Genomic DNA, 15,181 nt, shown 5'->3' with positions numbered 1-15,181 from the left:
TCACTGGGCTGTCAATGGTTTGGACACTAGCAGAAAAAAAACACCCACACGCGCAGGTGGCGGATTTTCGGGCAGTTTCTGGCTGTCATGGGGGGCTGGTATACTCGCGGCCATTTCCAGCCCCCTGTGTGAGATTCAATGGAACGCTTTATCGAAAATGCAATGTACGCCTCGCGCTGGCTGCTGGCGCCGATCTATATCGGGCTGTCCCTCGGGCTGCTGGCGCTGGCACTGAAATTTTTCCAGGAAGTTTTTCACATCCTGCCCAACGTGTTCTCGATGGCCGAGTCGGAACTGATTCTGGTGCTGCTGTCGCTGATCGACATGGCGCTGGTTGGCGGCCTGCTGGTGATGGTGATGATTTCCGGCTACGAGAACTTTGTCTCTGAACTGAACATTGATGAAGGCAAGGAAAAACTCAGCTGGCTCGGCACCATGGACTCTTCGTCGCTGAAGATGAAAGTGGCGGCCTCGATCGTGGCGATCTCCTCGATCCACTTGCTGCGCATCTTCATGGATGCCAAGAACGTCGATCCCGAGCACTTGATGTGGTACGTGATCATCCACATGACCTTCGTCGTCTCGGCGTTCGCCATGGGTTACCTGGACAAGGTCACCAAGCACTGATCAACCGTTGATCGCTGCAAAAACACCGCCCGTCTGTTGCGAAACAGACGGGCGGTGTCATTTGTGGCTTGTGCTTTGATGCGTGCGGGCATATCCCTGTAGAGGTCCTGATTCGCCACTGTCTGAGGTGCGTTCATGAACCTGCAAGAGTTGAATGCGTATGCCATCGCCAAGAAGGTCGATGAGTTGAACCTGATCTCCATGGAAGGCGGGATTTATCTGCTCGAAGCACGGATGCATGGCGCGGCATATCCGTTAAGTGATCTCAAAGGCAACATGCTGACACTGCGTTCGGTGGAGCATGCGCGGGATTTGCTGCATGCCTTCCCGGTGCTGCCGTTCAATCTCGTGCACACCTCGGTACACGATGAAATGTGTGGCCTGGGCCCGAGCAGCGAGGAAAGTCTGAAAGTGCCACTGGCCTGGGGTTCGGCGCTGTAGGCCTTGCGCGCCATCGCCTGAGCATCTGTGCTAGTCTGCTCGCCCTTTTGGTTCCGGGCGCGCCGGGACGCGCTGTGCACGCACGGCAAGTCTTGTGGCCGTCCGCACAGCGGAGCAGTGTCATGTCCGAAGTAAATCTGTCCACCGACGAAACCCGCGTCAGCTACGGCATCGGCCGTCAGCTGGGTGACCAGCTGCGCGACAACCCGCCACCGGGCGTGAGCCTGGACGCGATCCTGGCTGGCCTGACCGACGCGTTCGCCGGTAAGGAAAGCCGTGTTGGCCAGGAAGAGATGTCCGCCAGCTTCAAGGTTATCCGCGAGATCATGCAAGCCGAAGCGGCTGCCAAAGCTGAAGCCGCTGCTGGCGAAGGCCTGGCCTTCCTGGCTGAAAACGCCAAGCGTGAAGGCATCACCACCCTGGCTTCCGGCCTGCAGTTCGAAGTGCTGACTCAGGGCGAAGGCGCCAAGCCGACCCGTGAAGATCAAGTACGTACGCACTACCACGGCACACTGATCGACGGCACTGTGTTCGACAGCTCCTACGAGCGTGGCCAGCCTGCAGAATTCCCGGTTGGCGGCGTGATCGCCGGCTGGACCGAAGCTCTGCAACTGATGAATGCCGGCAGCAAATGGCGTCTGTACGTGCCGAGCGAACTGGCTTACGGCGCTCAAGGCGTTGGCAGCATCCCGCCGCACAGCGTTCTGGTATTCGACGTCGAGCTGCTGGACGTTCTGTAAGACCGGGCCTGCCTTGATGGCGGGCTAATGTGGGAGCCAGCCTGCTGGCGATAGGGTCGACCGGGTTTTCCTTCAGGACCGCGTTGATACCATCGCCAGCAGGCTGGCTCCCACAGTTTTTTGGGTGATGCTCATAGTTCTATCTTGTGATGCAGCTCACTGGTCGGGCGCAACGCCCGGGCATAGCAGAACAGGAACAGATTGCGCACCAGCTCCTTGAGCACCAATGGCTCGCTGGAATTCAGGCTGCTGACGTCCAGATCCCCTTGGTCTTGCAGCTCATGCAGGGCCTCTTCTTCAAGCACCGCGCAGACTTCACCGGTTTCCCGATGGAGGATTCTGAGGTAAGGGTGTGGGCGATCCAGCCACGCGTCGATCAAATAAGTCATGGTTCTCATCTCCTTGAAGGGTTTCAATGAGAATAATTCTTATTCATTAAATAGCAAGCGTCTATTGGCGGATTCTGAGATTTTCCGGGTAAAGATTGCGTAAGGTCAAAACGACTGGCGTTTGGCTATTGCGTGATTTTATTGGGGCGGAGCGCGGAGGGCGAAGCTCCATCCCACGTCTGGCGCGGGATGGATGACAACAGATTCAGACCTTTCTGACGAACTCGGATTTGAGCTTCATCGGGCCGATACCGTCGATCTTGCAGTCGATGTCGTGGTCGCCATCGCACAGGCGGATGTTCTTGACCTTGGTGCCGACCTTGACCACCAGCGAGGTGCCCTTGACCTTGAGGTCCTTGATCACGGTGATGGTGTCGCCGTCCTGCAGGACGTTGCCGACCGAATCTTTCTTCACGGCATCATCGGACGCCACTTCGGTTTCGCCGCTGGCGGACCACTCGTGGGCGCACTCCGGGCACACCAGTTGGCTACCGTCTTCGTAGGTGTATTCGGAATTGCATTTTGGGCAGGGTGGCAACGTGCTCACTAAGGCTCCTTGGGTATGGATCGCTAAAAGTCGCACATTGTATAGGGTTTTAGCTTTTCAGGCAGTCAAAAGCAAAAGATCGCAGCGTCGACAACCCCTGTAGGAGCTGCCGAAGGCTGCGATCTTTTGATCTTGCTTCAGCGATATCAGTGCGTACGGGCGACCGCAAACTCGCTCAGTTCAACCAGTGCATCCCGATATTCACTGGCTGGCAGCGCCTCAAGGCACTTGATCGCACGGGCTACATAATCACGGGCCAGTTGCGCGGTGTACTCCAGCGAACCGGAAGCTTCTACGGCAATACGGATGCTTTCCAGGTCTTCGATCCCGCCTTTCTGGATCGCCTGACGTACCAGTGCAGCCTGTTCCGGCGTGCCTTCGCGCATGGTGTAGATCAGCGGCAGGGTCGGCTTGCCTTCGGCCAGATCGTCACCGACGTTCTTGCCCAAGGTTTCGGCGTCACCCTTGTAGTCAAGCAGGTCGTCGACCAACTGGAACGCCACACCGAGGTGATCACCAAACGTGCGCAGCGCTTCGCTCTGTTCGGCGGTAGCGCCGGCCAGTGCGGCAGCACTGTGGGTTGAGGCTTCGAAGAGCATCGCGGTCTTGCCGCGGATGACTTCCATGTAGGTTTCTTCGGTGGTGCTGGCGTCGCGCACCTTGGACAGTTGCAGCACTTCGCCTTCGGCGATGATGCGCGTGGCCTGGGAGAGGATCTTCATCACCGGCATCGAGCCCAGTTCGACCATCATTTCGAACGAGCGCGAATACAGGAAGTCGCCGACCAGCACGCTCGGGGCGTTGCCCCACATGGCGTTGGCGGTCGAACGGCCACGGCGCATGCCGGACATGTCGACCACGTCGTCATGCAGCAGAGTGGCGGTGTGCAGGAATTCGATGGTGGCGGCCAGCAGACGCATGTCGTCGCCTTCGCGACCCAGGGCCTTGCCACACAGCAACACTAATAAAGGACGCAGACGTTTGCCGCCGGCCGAGGTAATGTAATCGCCGATTTTCGATACCAGCGGTACTCGGGAAGTCAGCTGCTTCTTGATGATGCCGTCGACGGCGCTAAAATCGTCCGCCACCGCGCGGTAGAAAGCTTGGGGTTGCATCAGCGAGAGTCGCTCCAGAAGGGTTGCGCGGCATGCTAGGACCCCCGTCCAGACCTGTCAAGGCGCGATGGACGGCTACTTGCAAGGCTGCCGCGCCTTGCGTACAATCGCGCACCCTGAACTTCCTGGGCAGCACCTGCCTTACGCAATTGCAACGGGCCTTCCAGCCTAATGCAGCCATGCCAGCCAATACCTCTTCTTATAAAGAGCTGGGTGAGCAGGATTATCGGAGAAATACCATGTCTTATGCAGTAATCGTTACTGGCGGCAAGCAGTACAAAGTCGCCCCAGGTGAATACCTGAAGATCGAAAAACTGGAAATCGCTACCGGCGAATCCGTTACCTTTGATCGCGTTCTGTTGGTTGCCAATGGCGACGACGTGAATATCGGCGCTCCAGTTGTTGCTGGCGCTACCGTTGTGGCTGAAGTGATCTCCCAAGGTCGTCACGATAAAGTCCGCATCATCAAGTTCCGTCGCCGTAAGCACCACATGAAGCGTATGGGCCACCGCCAGTGGTACACCGAGATCAAAATCACCGGTATTCAGGCTTAATTTCAGCCTAATTCCTCACTAGGAGAATTGACTCATGGCACACAAAAAAGCTGGTGGTAGTACCCGTAACGGTCGCGACTCAGAAGCCAAACGCCTTGGCGTGAAGATGTATGGCGGCCAGGTCATCAAGGCCGGCAACATCATCGTGCGTCAGCGCGGCACCCAATTCCACGCTGGTTACGGCGTTGGCATGGGTAAAGATCACACCCTTTTCGCGAAAATCGAAGGCGTGATCAAGTTTGAAGTAAAAGGCGCTTTCAACCGCCGTTACGTGAGCGTAATCGCGGCTTAATCGCGAGATCGCTGGAAGAGCCCTGTCTTGCGACGGGGCTTTTTCGTTTGTGGGGTGAGTCTCTTGCAAAACTGTTTGTATGGGCTGTCGGCGTGCGATACATGTCGTGTTTTGGGGTCGCTGCGCTCATTTTTGCAAGAGTCTTATGTCTTGATTGTTTTTCGGCTCGTCCGTATGGCGAGAGGCGTTGGTTATGAAGTTTGTTGATGAAGTATCGATTCGCGTAAAGGCTGGTGACGGCGGCAATGGCGCCATGAGTTTCCGTCGGGAAAAGTTCATCGAAAACGGTGGCCCGAACGGCGGTGATGGTGGTGATGGCGGTTCCATCTACATGATGGCCGATGAAAACCTCAACACCCTTGTCGACTACCGTTACACCCGGCACTTCGATGCCGAGCGTGGTTCCAACGGCGGCAGCACTGACTGCACCGGTAAAAAAGGCGAAGACCTGATCCTGCGCGTGCCGGTCGGCACCACAGTGATCGACTCTGCTACCCAGGAAGTGATTGGCGACCTGACCAAGGCTGGCCAGAAGCTGATGGTCGTGCAGGGCGGTTGGCACGGTCTGGGTAACACCCGTTTTAAATCCAGTACCAACCGTGCGCCGCGTCAGACTACGCCGGGCAAGCCGGGTGAGCAGCGCGACCTGAAGCTGGAAATGAAAGTCCTGGCTGACGTCGGTCTGCTGGGCTTGCCGAACGCCGGTAAAAGTACCTTTATCCGTTCCGTATCGGCCGCAAAGCCGAAAGTCGCCGACTACCCGTTCACCACGCTGGTGCCGAACCTCGGTGTGGTCAGCGTCGATCGCTGGAAGAGCTTCGTCATTGCCGACATTCCGGGTCTGATCGAAGGTGCTTCCGACGGTGCCGGTCTGGGTATTCGCTTCCTCAAGCACTTGGCGCGTACGCGTCTGCTGCTGCACCTCGTCGACATGGCGCCGCTGGATGACAGCAGTGCACCGGATGCCGCTGAAGTGATCGTCAACGAGCTGATCAAGTTCAGCCCGTCCCTGGCTGAGCGTGATCGTTGGCTGGTACTGAACAAGTGCGACCAGATCCTTGAAGAGGATCACGATGAGCGCGTCAAGGAAATCGTTGATCGCCTCGAGTGGACCGGTCCGGTCTACGTTATCTCGGCCATCGCCAAGATCGGTACCGAGCGTCTGTGCCACGACATCATGCGTTACATGGAGGATCGTGCTGACCGTTTGGCTGCCGACCCGGCGTACAAGGAAGAGCTGGCCGATCTCGATCAGCGCATCGAAGACGAAGCTCGCGCGCAACTGCAGGCGCTGGATGACAAGCGTGCCCTGCGTCGCAGCGGTGTGAAGTCGGTCCATGACATCGGCGACGATGATTGGGACGAAGAAGATGTAGATGACGAAGACGGTCCGGAAATCATTTACGTGCGTGACTGATTCGTTGGGTAGGAGCTGCCGCAGGCTGCGATCTTTTGACCTTCAGAAGATCGCTGGTGTGTGCTGAGTCTTCGTCTCAGGGCGGTGTTATCATCGCTGCAAGCCGTTTTTCTAAGGCGCCGCTCAATCGAGCGGCGTTTTAGTATCTGGAAATCGCAAGTCACAAATAACGTCATGGGCAGCGCTGGGTCGCGCTGCCCTCAAGCTAAGGTTGAAGATGATGCGGAGCAAGGTGACAGGTGCGCAGCGTTGGGTCGTGAAGATCGGCAGCGCTTTGCTGACAGCTGATGGCAAAGGGCTGGATCGCGCGGCAATGAGTGTCTGGGTCGAGCAGATGGTGGCCTTGCATGAGGCAGGCGTCGAGTTGGTGCTGGTGTCCTCCGGGGCAGTGGCCGCCGGCATGAGTCGTTTGGGCTGGACCGCACGACCCAGTGCGATGCACGAGCTCCAGGCGGCCGCTGCTATTGGTCAGATGGGTCTGGTGCAGGCGTGGGAGTCGAGCTTCGCTGAGCATGGCCGGCACACTGCACAGATTCTCCTGACGCACGACGACCTGTCCGACCGCAAGCGCTACCTGAACGCCCGCAGCACCTTGCGCGCACTGGTCGAGCTGAAAGTCATCCCGGTGATCAACGAAAACGACACTGTGGTCACTGATGAAATCCGTTTCGGCGACAACGACACGCTGGCGGCGTTGGTGGCGAATCTGGTCGAGGCGGATCTGCTGGTGATCCTGACTGATCGCGACGGCATGTTCGACGCTGATCCGCGTAACAACCCTGAAGCGCAGCTGATTTACGAAGCGCGCGCCGATGATCCGAGCCTCGATGCGGTAGCGGGCGGCACGGGTGGTGCGCTGGGGCGCGGCGGCATGCAGACCAAGCTGCGTGCGGCGCGACTGGCTGCGCGTTCCGGTGCGCACACCATCATTGTCGGTGGGCGTCTTGAGCGCGTGCTTGATCGCCTGAAGGCGGGTGAGCGCATTGGCACCTTGCTGTCGCCGGAGCGCGGCATGCTCGCGGCGCGCAAGCAATGGCTGGCCGGGCATCTGCAAACTCGCGGCACCCTGGTGCTGGATGAGGGGGCGGTGTCGGCGTTGTCCAAGGGCAATAAAAGCCTGCTGCCTGTCGGTGTGAAGTTGGTGCAGGGCAGTTTCCGCCGCGGCGAAATGGTCGTCTGTGTGGCGCCTGACGGTCGTGAGATTGCCCGGGGCCTGGCTAACTACAGTGCGCTGGAAGCGCAAAAAATCATCGGTCAGTCGTCGGATGCGATTGTCGGTTTGCTCGGTTACATGGCGGAGCCGGAACTGGTTCACCGTGACAACCTGATTCTGGTCTAAGGAAAACTCGATGCGTTTAGCGAAAGGATTGTTGGGCTTGCTGATGGCAATGCCATTGCTCGCCTCGGCCGAGGAAATCGGTCAGGTGTCGACGGTGTTCAAGTTTGTCGGCCCGAACGACCGCATTGTGGTCGAGGCTTTCGATGATCCGAAAGTCGAAGGGGTGACCTGTTACCTGTCGCGCGCCAAGACGGGCGGTGTGAAGGGCGGTCTCGGTCTGGCTGAGGATCGCGCCGAGGCGTCGATCGCCTGTCGCCAGGTTGGTCCGATCAAGTTCAAGGGTGATCTGAAGGATGGCGATGAGGTGTTCAAGGAGCGCACTTCGCTGGTATTCAAGACCATGCAGGTGGTGCGTTTCCTCGACAAGAAGCGCAACACGCTGGTGTATCTGGTCTACAGCGACCGCTTGATCGAAGGCAGTCCGCAGAATGCCGTGACCGCCATCCCGATCCTGCCGTGGGTGCCGGTCCAGCAATAACGCCGCGAAACCAACTGTAGGAGTGGGGCTGCTCGCGATAGCGGTGTGTCAGTCGATGCAATTATTGACTGTGACACCGCTATCGCGAGCAGGCTCACTCCTACATTTTTTTGCGCTGGGGTTTGTTAAATCACAGGCAATAAAAAACCGACCCTAAGGTCGGTTTTTTAATGACTACGTCGGATTAAGCAGCTTCTTTCAGTGCTTTGACGTGGCCATTCAGACGGCTCTTATGGCGAGCAGCCTTGTTCTTGTGGATGATGCCTTTATCGGCCATACGGTCGATAACTGGCACAGCCAGAACGTATGCAGCTTGAGCTTTTTCAGCGTCTTTTGCGTCGATGGCTTTAACTACATTCTTGATGTAGGTGCGAACCATGGAACGCAGGCTGGCGTTGTGGCTGCGACGCTTCTCAGCCTGTTTTGCACGTTTTTTGGCGGAAGGTGAGTTGGCCACCGTCGAGCTCCTCGAAAGACTTTTTAGGAAATAGCAAACAAAATAGGCCGCGAATCATGCCGATGAGTTGAAGTCTTGTCAAGGGCACTTGAAACGTTCCGCTAAGTGGTAGGTATAAAGAGGCGGGATATTTATTTCCGGCGCTTGACCTGTAAACTCGCGAGCTTTGGCTCTGTGCTGCTGCGGCGCGGAGTATCGCACAAGTAGGCGCTTTGTTCGCCTGCTGTTTATCGACAGGCACAAATTCCCTCAATGAATCTGCTCAAATCGTTGGCCGCCGTCAGCTCTATCACGATGCTTTCCCGGATTCTGGGCTTTGTTCGTGACACGCTGATTGCCCGTACATTCGGCGCCGGGATGGCGACGGATGCCTTCTTTATTGCCTTCAAACTGCCCAATCTGTTGCGACGAATCTTCGCCGAGGGTGCTTTCTCTCAGGCTTTTGTGCCGATTCTCGCTGAATACAAAAGCCAGCAAGGTGAAGAGGCAACCCGTACGTTCATTGCCTATGTCTCGGGTTTGCTGACACTGGTGCTGGCGGTGGTGACTGCGCTGGGCATGATTGCCGCACCCTGGGTGATCTGGGCTACGGCTCCGGGTTTTACCGACACGCCGGAAAAATTCCAGCTCACTTCTGATCTGTTGCGGGTGACCTTCCCTTATATATTGCTGATCTCCCTGTCCTCACTGGCGGGCGCGATTCTAAATACCTGGAACCGTTTCTCCGTGCCGGCCTTCGTGCCGACTCTGCTTAACGTCAGCATGATCGTGTTTTCGCTGTTCCTCACACCATACTTTGACCCGCCGGTGATGGCGCTCGGTTGGGCGGTGCTGGTCGGTGGTCTGGCGCAATTGCTCTACCAACTGCCGCACCTGAAAAAGATCGGCATGCTGGTACTGCCGCGTCTGAATCTGCGCGATACCGGCGTCTGGCGCGTAATGAAGCAGATGCTGCCGGCGATTCTCGGCGTCTCGGTCAGCCAGATCTCGCTGATCATCAACACCATCTTCGCCTCGTTTCTGGTCGCAGGCTCGGTGTCGTGGATGTATTACGCCGACCGCCTGATGGAGTTGCCATCCGGCGTACTGGGTGTGGCGCTGGGCACAATCCTGCTGCCGACCCTGGCGAAAACTTACGCGAGCAAAGATCGCCACGAATATTCGCGGATTCTCGATTGGGGCCTGCGCCTGTGCTTTGTGCTGGTGCTGCCCTGTGCGCTGGCGCTGGGGATTCTCGCCGAGCCGCTGACGGTTTCGTTATTCCAGTACGGTCAGTTCAGTGGCTTCGACGCCGAAATGACTCAGCGCGCATTGATTGCTTACTCTGTCGGTTTGCTCGGGATTATCGTGATCAAGGTTCTGGCGCCGGGCTTTTATGCGCAACAGAACATCCGTACGCCGGTAAAAATCGCAATATTCACCCTGGTGGTTACTCAGTTGTTCAACCTGGTGCTGATTGGCCCGTTGGCGCACGCGGGGCTGGCACTGGCGATCAGTGCCGGTGCCTGTCTCAACGCCGGATTGCTGTTCTATCAACTGCGCAAGCAGCAGATGTATCAGCCGCAGCCGGGCTGGGCCAAGTTCGGTTTCAAACTGGTTATCGCGGTGGCGGTGATGTCGGCAGTGCTGTTGCTGGGCATGCATTTCATGCCGGCGTGGGATCAGGGGCACATGCTTGAGCGCTTTCTGCGTCTGGGCGCATTGGTCGCGGCGGGCGTGGTCGCTTATTTCGGTATGTTGCTGCTGCTCGGTTTCCGCCTGCGAGACTTCAATCGCAAGGCCTTGAGCTAAGGTTTTACCCTTTATAAGCAGGCCCGGGCCGGCAGTTTTGTCGGCTCGTTCACTTTGCGTTACGGTGTTGCCTGTCGTCGACCGTCGGGTGTGGTTATAATCGACCACTTTATGAGCAAGAAGCGCGTTATGCAGCTGGTTCGAGGCCTCCACAACTTGCGCCCCCAGCATCGGGGCTGCGTCGCCACTATTGGCAACTTTGACGGTGTTCACCGTGGTCACCAGGCTATCCTGGCCCGACTGCGTGAGCGTGCGCTCGAGTTGGGCGTACCCAGCTGCGTGGTGATTTTCGAGCCGCAGCCACGGGAGTTCTTTGCCCCCGAGACTGCGCCGGCGCGTCTGGCAAGGTTGCGCGACAAGCTGCAACTGCTGGCGGCCGAAGGCGTTGACCGGGTCTTGTGCCTGGCGTTCAACCAGCGCTTGAGCAAGCTCAGCGCCAGCGAATTCGTCGACACCATCCTCGTCGATGGCCTCGGCGTGCAGCACCTGGAAGTCGGTGATGATTTCCGCTTCGGCTGCGACCGCCTCGGCGATTTCGATTTTCTGATGCAGGCCGGGCAGATGCACGGTTTTACCGTCGAAGCGGCACAAACCGTCGAGCTGGACGGCATTCGCGTCAGCAGCACACAAGTGCGCAACGCCTTGGCCGCCGCCGATTTTGCCTTGGCCGAACGTTTGCTCGGCCGCCCGTACCGCATCGCCGGTCGCGTGCTGCATGGCCAGAAGCTGGCCCGGCAACTGGGTACGCCGACTGCGAACATTCAACTCAAGCGTCGTCGCGTGCCGTTCACCGGGGTGTACCTGGTGGATGTCGATATCGACGGCAAGACCTGGCCCGGTGTCGCCAATATCGGCGTACGGCCTACGGTGCAAGGTGATGGCAAGGCCCACCTTGAAGTCCATCTTTTAGATTTTGCCGGCGATCTGTATGACCGGCGTTTGACGGTGGTTTTCCACCAAAAGCTGCGTGAAGAGCAGCGCTTCGCCTCCCTGGAGGCATTGAAAACGGCGATCAATGCGGATGTCGCCACCGCCCGTGCACTAGCCGCACCTAGCGCCCATCGCTAATGAAGAGCCTTAAATGACCGACTATAAAGCCACGCTTAACCTTCCGGACACCGCCTTCCCAATGAAGGCCGGCCTGCCACAGCGCGAACCGCAGATCCTGCAGCGCTGGGACAGTATTGGCCTGTACGGAAAGTTGCGCGAGATTGGCAAGGATCGTCCGAAGTTCGTTTTGCATGACGGCCCTCCGTATGCCAACGGCACGATCCACATCGGTCACGCACTGAACAAGATTCTCAAGGACATGATCATCCGCTCGAAGACCCTGTCGGGCTTCGACGCGCCGTATGTTCCGGGTTGGGACTGCCACGGCCTGCCGATCGAGCACAAGGTTGAAGTGACCCACGGCAAAAATCTGGGCGCGGACAAGACCCGCGAACTGTGCCGTGCCTACGCCACCGAGCAGATCGAAGGGCAGAAGTCCGAATTCATCCGTCTCGGCGTGCTGGGCGATTGGGCTAACCCGTACAAGACCATGGATTTCAAGAACGAGGCCGGTGAAATCCGCGCCCTCGCGGAAATCGTCAAGGGCGGTTTCGTGTTCAAGGGCTTGAAGCCTGTGAACTGGTGCTTCGACTGCGGTTCGGCTTTGGCTGAAGCGGAAGTCGAGTACGAGAACAAAAAGTCCTCGACCATCGACGTGGCCTTCCCGATCGCTGACGAAGCCCAACTGGCTGCCGCGTTCGGTCTGCCATCGCTGAGCAAGCCTGCCTCGATCGTGATCTGGACCACTACCCCGTGGACCATCCCGGCCAACCAAGCGCTCAACGTTCACCCGGAATTCAACTACGCGTTGGTTGATGTCGGCGACAAGCTGCTGGTACTGGCTGAAGAGCTGGTCGAGGCCTGCCTGGCGCGTTACAGCCTGGAAGGTTCGGTCATCGCCACCACCACCGGTAAACAGCTGGAACTGATCAACTTCCGTCACCCGTTCTACGACCGTCTGTCGCCGGTGTACCTGGCTGACTACGTCGAACTGGGCGCTGGCACCGGTGTGGTTCACTCCGCTCCGGCCTACGGCGTGGACGACTTCGTGACCTGCAAGAAATACGGCATGGTCAACGACGACATCCTCAACCCGGTGCAGAGCAACGGCGTGTACGTGCCGTCGCTGGAGTTCTTCGGCGGTCAGTTCATCTGGAAGGCCAACCCGGCCATCGTCGACAAGCTGACCGAAGTCGGTGCGCTGATGCACACCACCGTCATCGAACACAGCTACATGCACTGCTGGCGTCACAAAACCCCGCTGATCTACCGCGCGACTGCGCAGTGGTTCATCGGTATGGATAAAGAGCCAACCAGCGGTGACACCCTGCGTGTGCGCTCGCTCAAAGCCATTGAGGACACCAAGTTCGTTCCGGCCTGGGGCCAAGCGCGCCTGCACTCGATGATCGCCAACCGTCCGGACTGGTGCATCTCGCGTCAACGTAACTGGGGCGTGCCGATCCCGTTCTTCCTCAACAAGGAAAGCGGCGAACTGCACCCACGCACCGTCGAGCTGATGGAAGAAGTCGCCAAACGCGTTGAAGTCGAAGGCATCGAAGCCTGGTTCAAGATGGACGCTGCCGAACTGCTCGGCGACGAAGCGCCGCTGTACGACAAGATCAGCGACACCCTCGACGTCTGGTTCGATTCGGGCACCACGCACTGGCACGTCCTGCGCGGTTCGCACCCGATGGGCCACGAGAGCGGCCCGCGTGCCGACCTGTATCTGGAAGGTTCCGATCAACACCGTGGCTGGTTCCACTCGTCGCTGCTGACCGGTTGCGCCATCGACAACCACGCGCCGTACCGCGAACTGCTGACCCACGGTTTCACCGTCGACGAAGCCGGCCGCAAGATGTCCAAGTCGCTGGGCAACGTGATCGCGCCACAGAAAGTCAACGACACCCTGGGCGCCGACATCATGCGTCTGTGGGTGGCTTCGACCGACTACTCCGGCGAAATGGCGGTTTCCGACCAGATCCTGCAGCGCAGTGCGGACGCCTATCGTCGTATCCGTAACACCGCGCGTTTCCTGCTCTCGAACCTGACCGGCTTCAACCCGGCCACCGACATCCTTCCGGCCGAAGAAATGCTCGCGCTGGATCGTTGGGCGGTCGACCGCACCTTGCTGCTGCAGCGCGAGCTGCAAGAGCACTACGGCGAATACCGTTTCTGGAACGTCTACTCGAAGATCCACAACTTCTGCGTGCAGGAGCTGGGCGGTTTCTACCTCGACATCATCAAGGACCGTCAGTACACCACTGGCGCCAACAGCAAGGCCCGCCGTTCGGCGCAAACCGCGCTGTTCCATATCTCCGAAGCGCTGGTGCGCTGGATCGCGCCGATCCTCGCCTTTACTGCTGACGAACTGTGGGAATACCTGCCGGGCGAGCGTAACGAATCGGTGATGCTCAACACCTGGTACGAAGGCCTGACCGAACTGCCGGCTGACGTGGAACTGGGTCGCGACTACTGGGAACGCGTGATGGCGGTCAAAGTAGCGGTCAACAAAGAAATGGAAATCCAGCGCGCAGCGAAAGCTGTCGGTGGCAACCTGCAAGCCGAAGTGACGCTGTACGCCGAAGACGCCCTGAGCGCCGATCTGGCCAAGCTGAGCAACGAACTGCGCTTTGTCCTGATCACTTCGACCGCAAGCGTTGCGCCGTTCGTTCAGGCACCGGCTGATGCGGTAGTGACTGAAGTCAGCGGCCTGAAGCTGAAGATCGTCAAATCGGCCTTCCCGAAGTGCGCCCGTTGCTGGCACTGCCGCGAAGACGTCGGCGTGAACCCGGAGCATCCGGAAATCTGCGGTCGTTGCGTCGACAACATCAGCGGCGCTGGCGAGGTTCGTCACTATGCCTAATGCCGTTGGCCGTTTCGGACGGTTGAGCTGGCTGTGGTTGAGCTTGCTGGTTCTGGTCATCGACCAGGCCAGCAAGTTCTACTTCGAAGGCAAGCTCGAAATGTTCCAGCAGATCGTGATCATTCCCGATTACTTCAGCTGGACCCTGGCCTACAACACCGGCGCTGCTTTCAGCTTTTTGGCTGACAGCTCCGGCTGGCAGCGCTGGCTGTTTGCCCTGATCGCGATTGTGGTCAGTGCGGTGCTGGTGGTCTGGCTCAAGCGTCTGGGCCGCAACGAAACCTGGCTGGCCGTCGCGCTGGCGCTGGTATTGGGCGGCGCGCTGGGCAATCTGTATGACCGCATTGCCCTGGGCCATGTGATCGATTTCATTCTGGTGCACTGGCAGAACCGCTGGTACTTCCCGGCGTTCAACTTCGCCGACAGCGCGATTACCGTTGGCGCGGTGATGCTGGCACTGGATATGTTCAAAAGTAAAAAGACCGGAGAAGCCGTTCATGACTGAACAGGTATTGGCTGAGCAACGCATCGGCCAGAACACGGAAGTCACCTTGCACTTTGCATTGCGCCTGGAGAACGGCGACACCGTCGACAGTACGTTCGACAAAGCCCCGGCGACCTTCAAGGTCGGCGACGGCAACCTGCTGCCGGGTTTCGAAGCAGCGCTGTTCGGCTTCAAGGCCGGCGACAAGCGCACGCTGACCGTCGAGCCGGAAAACGCCTTCGGCCAACCGAACCCGCAAAACGTACAGATCATTCCGCGCTCGCAGTTCGTCGATATGGAGCTATCACCGGGTTTGCTGGTGATCTTCAACGATGCGGCCAATACTGAGCTGCCGGGTGTGGTGAAAGAGTTCGATGACGCGCAAGTGACCATCGACTTCAACCACCCTCTGTCGGGCAAGACGCTGACCTTTGACGTCGAGATCATCAACGTTAAAGCGCTGTAAAAATGTGGGAGCGAGCCTGCTCGCGAATGCGGTGTGTCAGGCGACATCAGTGTTGAATGTCAGTCAGCTTTCGCGAGCAGGCTCGCTCCCACAATTAGTAATTCATTGTTTTCGCGCGCAAGACACGAGGC

The 15,181-nt window shown here is 58.4% G+C and carries 17 protein-coding genes; 13 read left to right on the top strand and 4 right to left on the bottom strand.

Translation table 11 applies throughout. The annotated features are described in order from the left end of the window. Window positions 1-138: 138 nt before the first annotated feature. The 3 genes from AC3IUF_RS25650 (at window position 139) to bamJ (ending at window position 1,808) form a co-directional block, all read left to right on the top strand. The gene (locus AC3IUF_RS25650) at window positions 139-627 is read left to right on the top strand and encodes a TIGR00645 family protein (protein ID WP_007909801.1); all 489 of its coding nucleotides are present in this window, start codon (window positions 139-141) and stop codon (window positions 625-627) included. Window positions 628-762: 135 nt separating this feature from the next. Next, on the top strand, window positions 763-1,068 hold the full coding sequence (locus tag AC3IUF_RS25645) for a DUF6482 family protein (protein ID WP_007909802.1): 306 nt from the start codon (window positions 763-765) through the stop codon (window positions 1,066-1,068). 122 nt (window positions 1,069-1,190) lie between these two features. Continuing rightward, window positions 1,191-1,808: a BamJ family beta-barrel-assembly machinery protein gene (gene bamJ / locus AC3IUF_RS25640; protein WP_034153844.1), complete on the top strand. Its 618-nt coding sequence runs from the start codon at window positions 1,191-1,193 to the stop codon at window positions 1,806-1,808. A gap of 131 nt (window positions 1,809-1,939) precedes the next feature. Here the strand turns inward: bamJ and AC3IUF_RS25635 are convergent, their stop codons facing one another. The 3 genes from AC3IUF_RS25635 to AC3IUF_RS25625 form a co-directional block, all read right to left on the bottom strand. Continuing rightward, the gene (locus AC3IUF_RS25635) at window positions 1,940-2,197 is read right to left on the bottom strand and encodes a PA4570 family protein (RefSeq protein WP_034153845.1); all 258 of its coding nucleotides are present in this window, start codon (window positions 2,195-2,197) and stop codon (window positions 1,940-1,942) included. A gap of 205 nt (window positions 2,198-2,402) precedes the next feature. Beyond that, window positions 2,403-2,744 (bottom strand): zinc ribbon domain-containing protein YjdM, encoded by a 342-nt coding sequence (locus AC3IUF_RS25630; RefSeq protein WP_007909815.1) that lies wholly within the window; start codon window positions 2,742-2,744, stop codon window positions 2,403-2,405. Between the two features lie 146 nt (window positions 2,745-2,890). Continuing rightward, the gene (locus AC3IUF_RS25625) at window positions 2,891-3,859 is read right to left on the bottom strand and encodes a polyprenyl synthetase family protein (protein WP_007909817.1); all 969 of its coding nucleotides are present in this window, start codon (window positions 3,857-3,859) and stop codon (window positions 2,891-2,893) included. Window positions 3,860-4,098: 239 nt separating this feature from the next. Between AC3IUF_RS25625 and rplU the strand changes: the two genes are divergently transcribed. The 5 genes from rplU to AC3IUF_RS25600 all read left to right on the top strand — a co-directional run bounded on the left by rplU (window position 4,099) and on the right by AC3IUF_RS25600 (window position 7,939). Continuing rightward, window positions 4,099-4,413 carry a 50S ribosomal protein L21 gene (gene rplU / locus AC3IUF_RS25620; RefSeq protein WP_003176051.1) on the top strand — a complete coding sequence of 105 codons (315 nt, stop codon included), beginning with the start codon at window positions 4,099-4,101 and terminating at the stop codon, window positions 4,411-4,413. Between the two features lie 34 nt (window positions 4,414-4,447). After that, window positions 4,448-4,705, top strand: coding sequence for a 50S ribosomal protein L27 (gene rpmA, locus AC3IUF_RS25615; RefSeq protein ID WP_007909818.1), 258 nt, complete (start codon window positions 4,448-4,450; stop codon window positions 4,703-4,705). 193 nt (window positions 4,706-4,898) lie between these two features. After that, on the top strand, window positions 4,899-6,122 hold the full coding sequence (cgtA, locus tag AC3IUF_RS25610; protein WP_123375908.1) for an Obg family GTPase CgtA: 1,224 nt from the start codon (window positions 4,899-4,901) through the stop codon (window positions 6,120-6,122). A 220-nt stretch (window positions 6,123-6,342) separates the two neighbouring features. After that, window positions 6,343-7,461 carry a glutamate 5-kinase gene (proB, locus tag AC3IUF_RS25605; RefSeq protein ID WP_042704923.1) on the top strand — a complete coding sequence of 373 codons (1,119 nt, stop codon included), beginning with the start codon at window positions 6,343-6,345 and terminating at the stop codon, window positions 7,459-7,461. Window positions 7,462-7,471: 10 nt separating this feature from the next. Then, the gene (locus tag AC3IUF_RS25600; protein WP_007909822.1) at window positions 7,472-7,939 is read left to right on the top strand and encodes a CreA family protein; all 468 of its coding nucleotides are present in this window, start codon (window positions 7,472-7,474) and stop codon (window positions 7,937-7,939) included. 184 nt (window positions 7,940-8,123) lie between these two features. Here the strand turns inward: AC3IUF_RS25600 and rpsT are convergent, their stop codons facing one another. Continuing rightward, window positions 8,124-8,396: a 30S ribosomal protein S20 gene (gene rpsT, locus AC3IUF_RS25595; protein WP_003228351.1), complete on the bottom strand. Its 273-nt coding sequence runs from the start codon at window positions 8,394-8,396 to the stop codon at window positions 8,124-8,126. Between the two features lie 252 nt (window positions 8,397-8,648). On the opposite strand from rpsT, the gene murJ reads away from it, so the two are divergent. The 5 genes from murJ (at window position 8,649) to fkpB (ending at window position 15,050) form a co-directional block, all read left to right on the top strand. Then, the gene (gene murJ, locus AC3IUF_RS25590) at window positions 8,649-10,187 is read left to right on the top strand and encodes a murein biosynthesis integral membrane protein MurJ (RefSeq protein ID WP_007909826.1); all 1,539 of its coding nucleotides are present in this window, start codon (window positions 8,649-8,651) and stop codon (window positions 10,185-10,187) included. Window positions 10,188-10,316: 129 nt separating this feature from the next. Further along, window positions 10,317-11,255: a bifunctional riboflavin kinase/FAD synthetase gene (ribF, locus tag AC3IUF_RS25585; protein WP_007909828.1), complete on the top strand. Its 939-nt coding sequence runs from the start codon at window positions 10,317-10,319 to the stop codon at window positions 11,253-11,255. A gap of 13 nt (window positions 11,256-11,268) precedes the next feature. Beyond that, window positions 11,269-14,100, top strand: coding sequence for an isoleucine--tRNA ligase (gene ileS / locus AC3IUF_RS25580; RefSeq protein WP_414895059.1), 2,832 nt, complete (start codon window positions 11,269-11,271; stop codon window positions 14,098-14,100). Continuing rightward, window positions 14,093-14,605: a signal peptidase II gene (lspA, locus tag AC3IUF_RS25575; protein ID WP_007909836.1), complete on the top strand. Its 513-nt coding sequence runs from the start codon at window positions 14,093-14,095 to the stop codon at window positions 14,603-14,605. The genes ileS and lspA overlap by 8 nt, the downstream gene beginning before the upstream one ends. Before the next feature lie 7 nt (window positions 14,606-14,612). After that, window positions 14,613-15,050, top strand: coding sequence for an FKBP-type peptidyl-prolyl cis-trans isomerase (fkpB, locus tag AC3IUF_RS25570; protein ID WP_447787607.1), 438 nt, complete (start codon window positions 14,613-14,615; stop codon window positions 15,048-15,050). Window positions 15,051-15,181: the final 131 nt, after the last annotated feature.

The sequence above is a fragment of the Pseudomonas sp. KH_040 genome, assembly GCF_057839305.1.
Note: the sequence above shows the minus strand (reverse complement) of the source record. Positions and strands in the feature narration are given on the sequence as shown.

Coding starts and splice junctions, on each gene's coding strand:
- ileS (WP_414895059.1), top strand. CDS start 11,269: ATGACCGACTATAAAGCCACGCTTAACCTTCCGGACACCGCCTTCCCA.
- murJ (WP_007909826.1), top strand. CDS start 8,649: ATGAATCTGCTCAAATCGTTGGCCGCCGTCAGCTCTATCACGATGCTT.
- rplU (WP_003176051.1), top strand. CDS start 4,099: ATGTCTTATGCAGTAATCGTTACTGGCGGCAAGCAGTACAAAGTCGCC.
- cgtA (WP_123375908.1), top strand. CDS start 4,899: ATGAAGTTTGTTGATGAAGTATCGATTCGCGTAAAGGCTGGTGACGGC.
- AC3IUF_RS25625 (WP_007909817.1), bottom strand. CDS start 3,859: ATGCAACCCCAAGCTTTCTACCGCGCGGTGGCGGACGATTTTAGCGCC.
- proB (WP_042704923.1), top strand. CDS start 6,343: ATGCGGAGCAAGGTGACAGGTGCGCAGCGTTGGGTCGTGAAGATCGGC.
- rpmA (WP_007909818.1), top strand. CDS start 4,448: ATGGCACACAAAAAAGCTGGTGGTAGTACCCGTAACGGTCGCGACTCA.
- bamJ (WP_034153844.1), top strand. CDS start 1,191: ATGTCCGAAGTAAATCTGTCCACCGACGAAACCCGCGTCAGCTACGGC.
- AC3IUF_RS25635 (WP_034153845.1), bottom strand. CDS start 2,197: ATGACTTATTTGATCGACGCGTGGCTGGATCGCCCACACCCTTACCTC.
- AC3IUF_RS25650 (WP_007909801.1), top strand. CDS start 139: ATGGAACGCTTTATCGAAAATGCAATGTACGCCTCGCGCTGGCTGCTG.
- ribF (WP_007909828.1), top strand. CDS start 10,317: ATGCAGCTGGTTCGAGGCCTCCACAACTTGCGCCCCCAGCATCGGGGC.
- lspA (WP_007909836.1), top strand. CDS start 14,093: ATGCCTAATGCCGTTGGCCGTTTCGGACGGTTGAGCTGGCTGTGGTTG.
- AC3IUF_RS25645 (WP_007909802.1), top strand. CDS start 763: ATGAACCTGCAAGAGTTGAATGCGTATGCCATCGCCAAGAAGGTCGAT.
- AC3IUF_RS25600 (WP_007909822.1), top strand. CDS start 7,472: ATGCGTTTAGCGAAAGGATTGTTGGGCTTGCTGATGGCAATGCCATTG.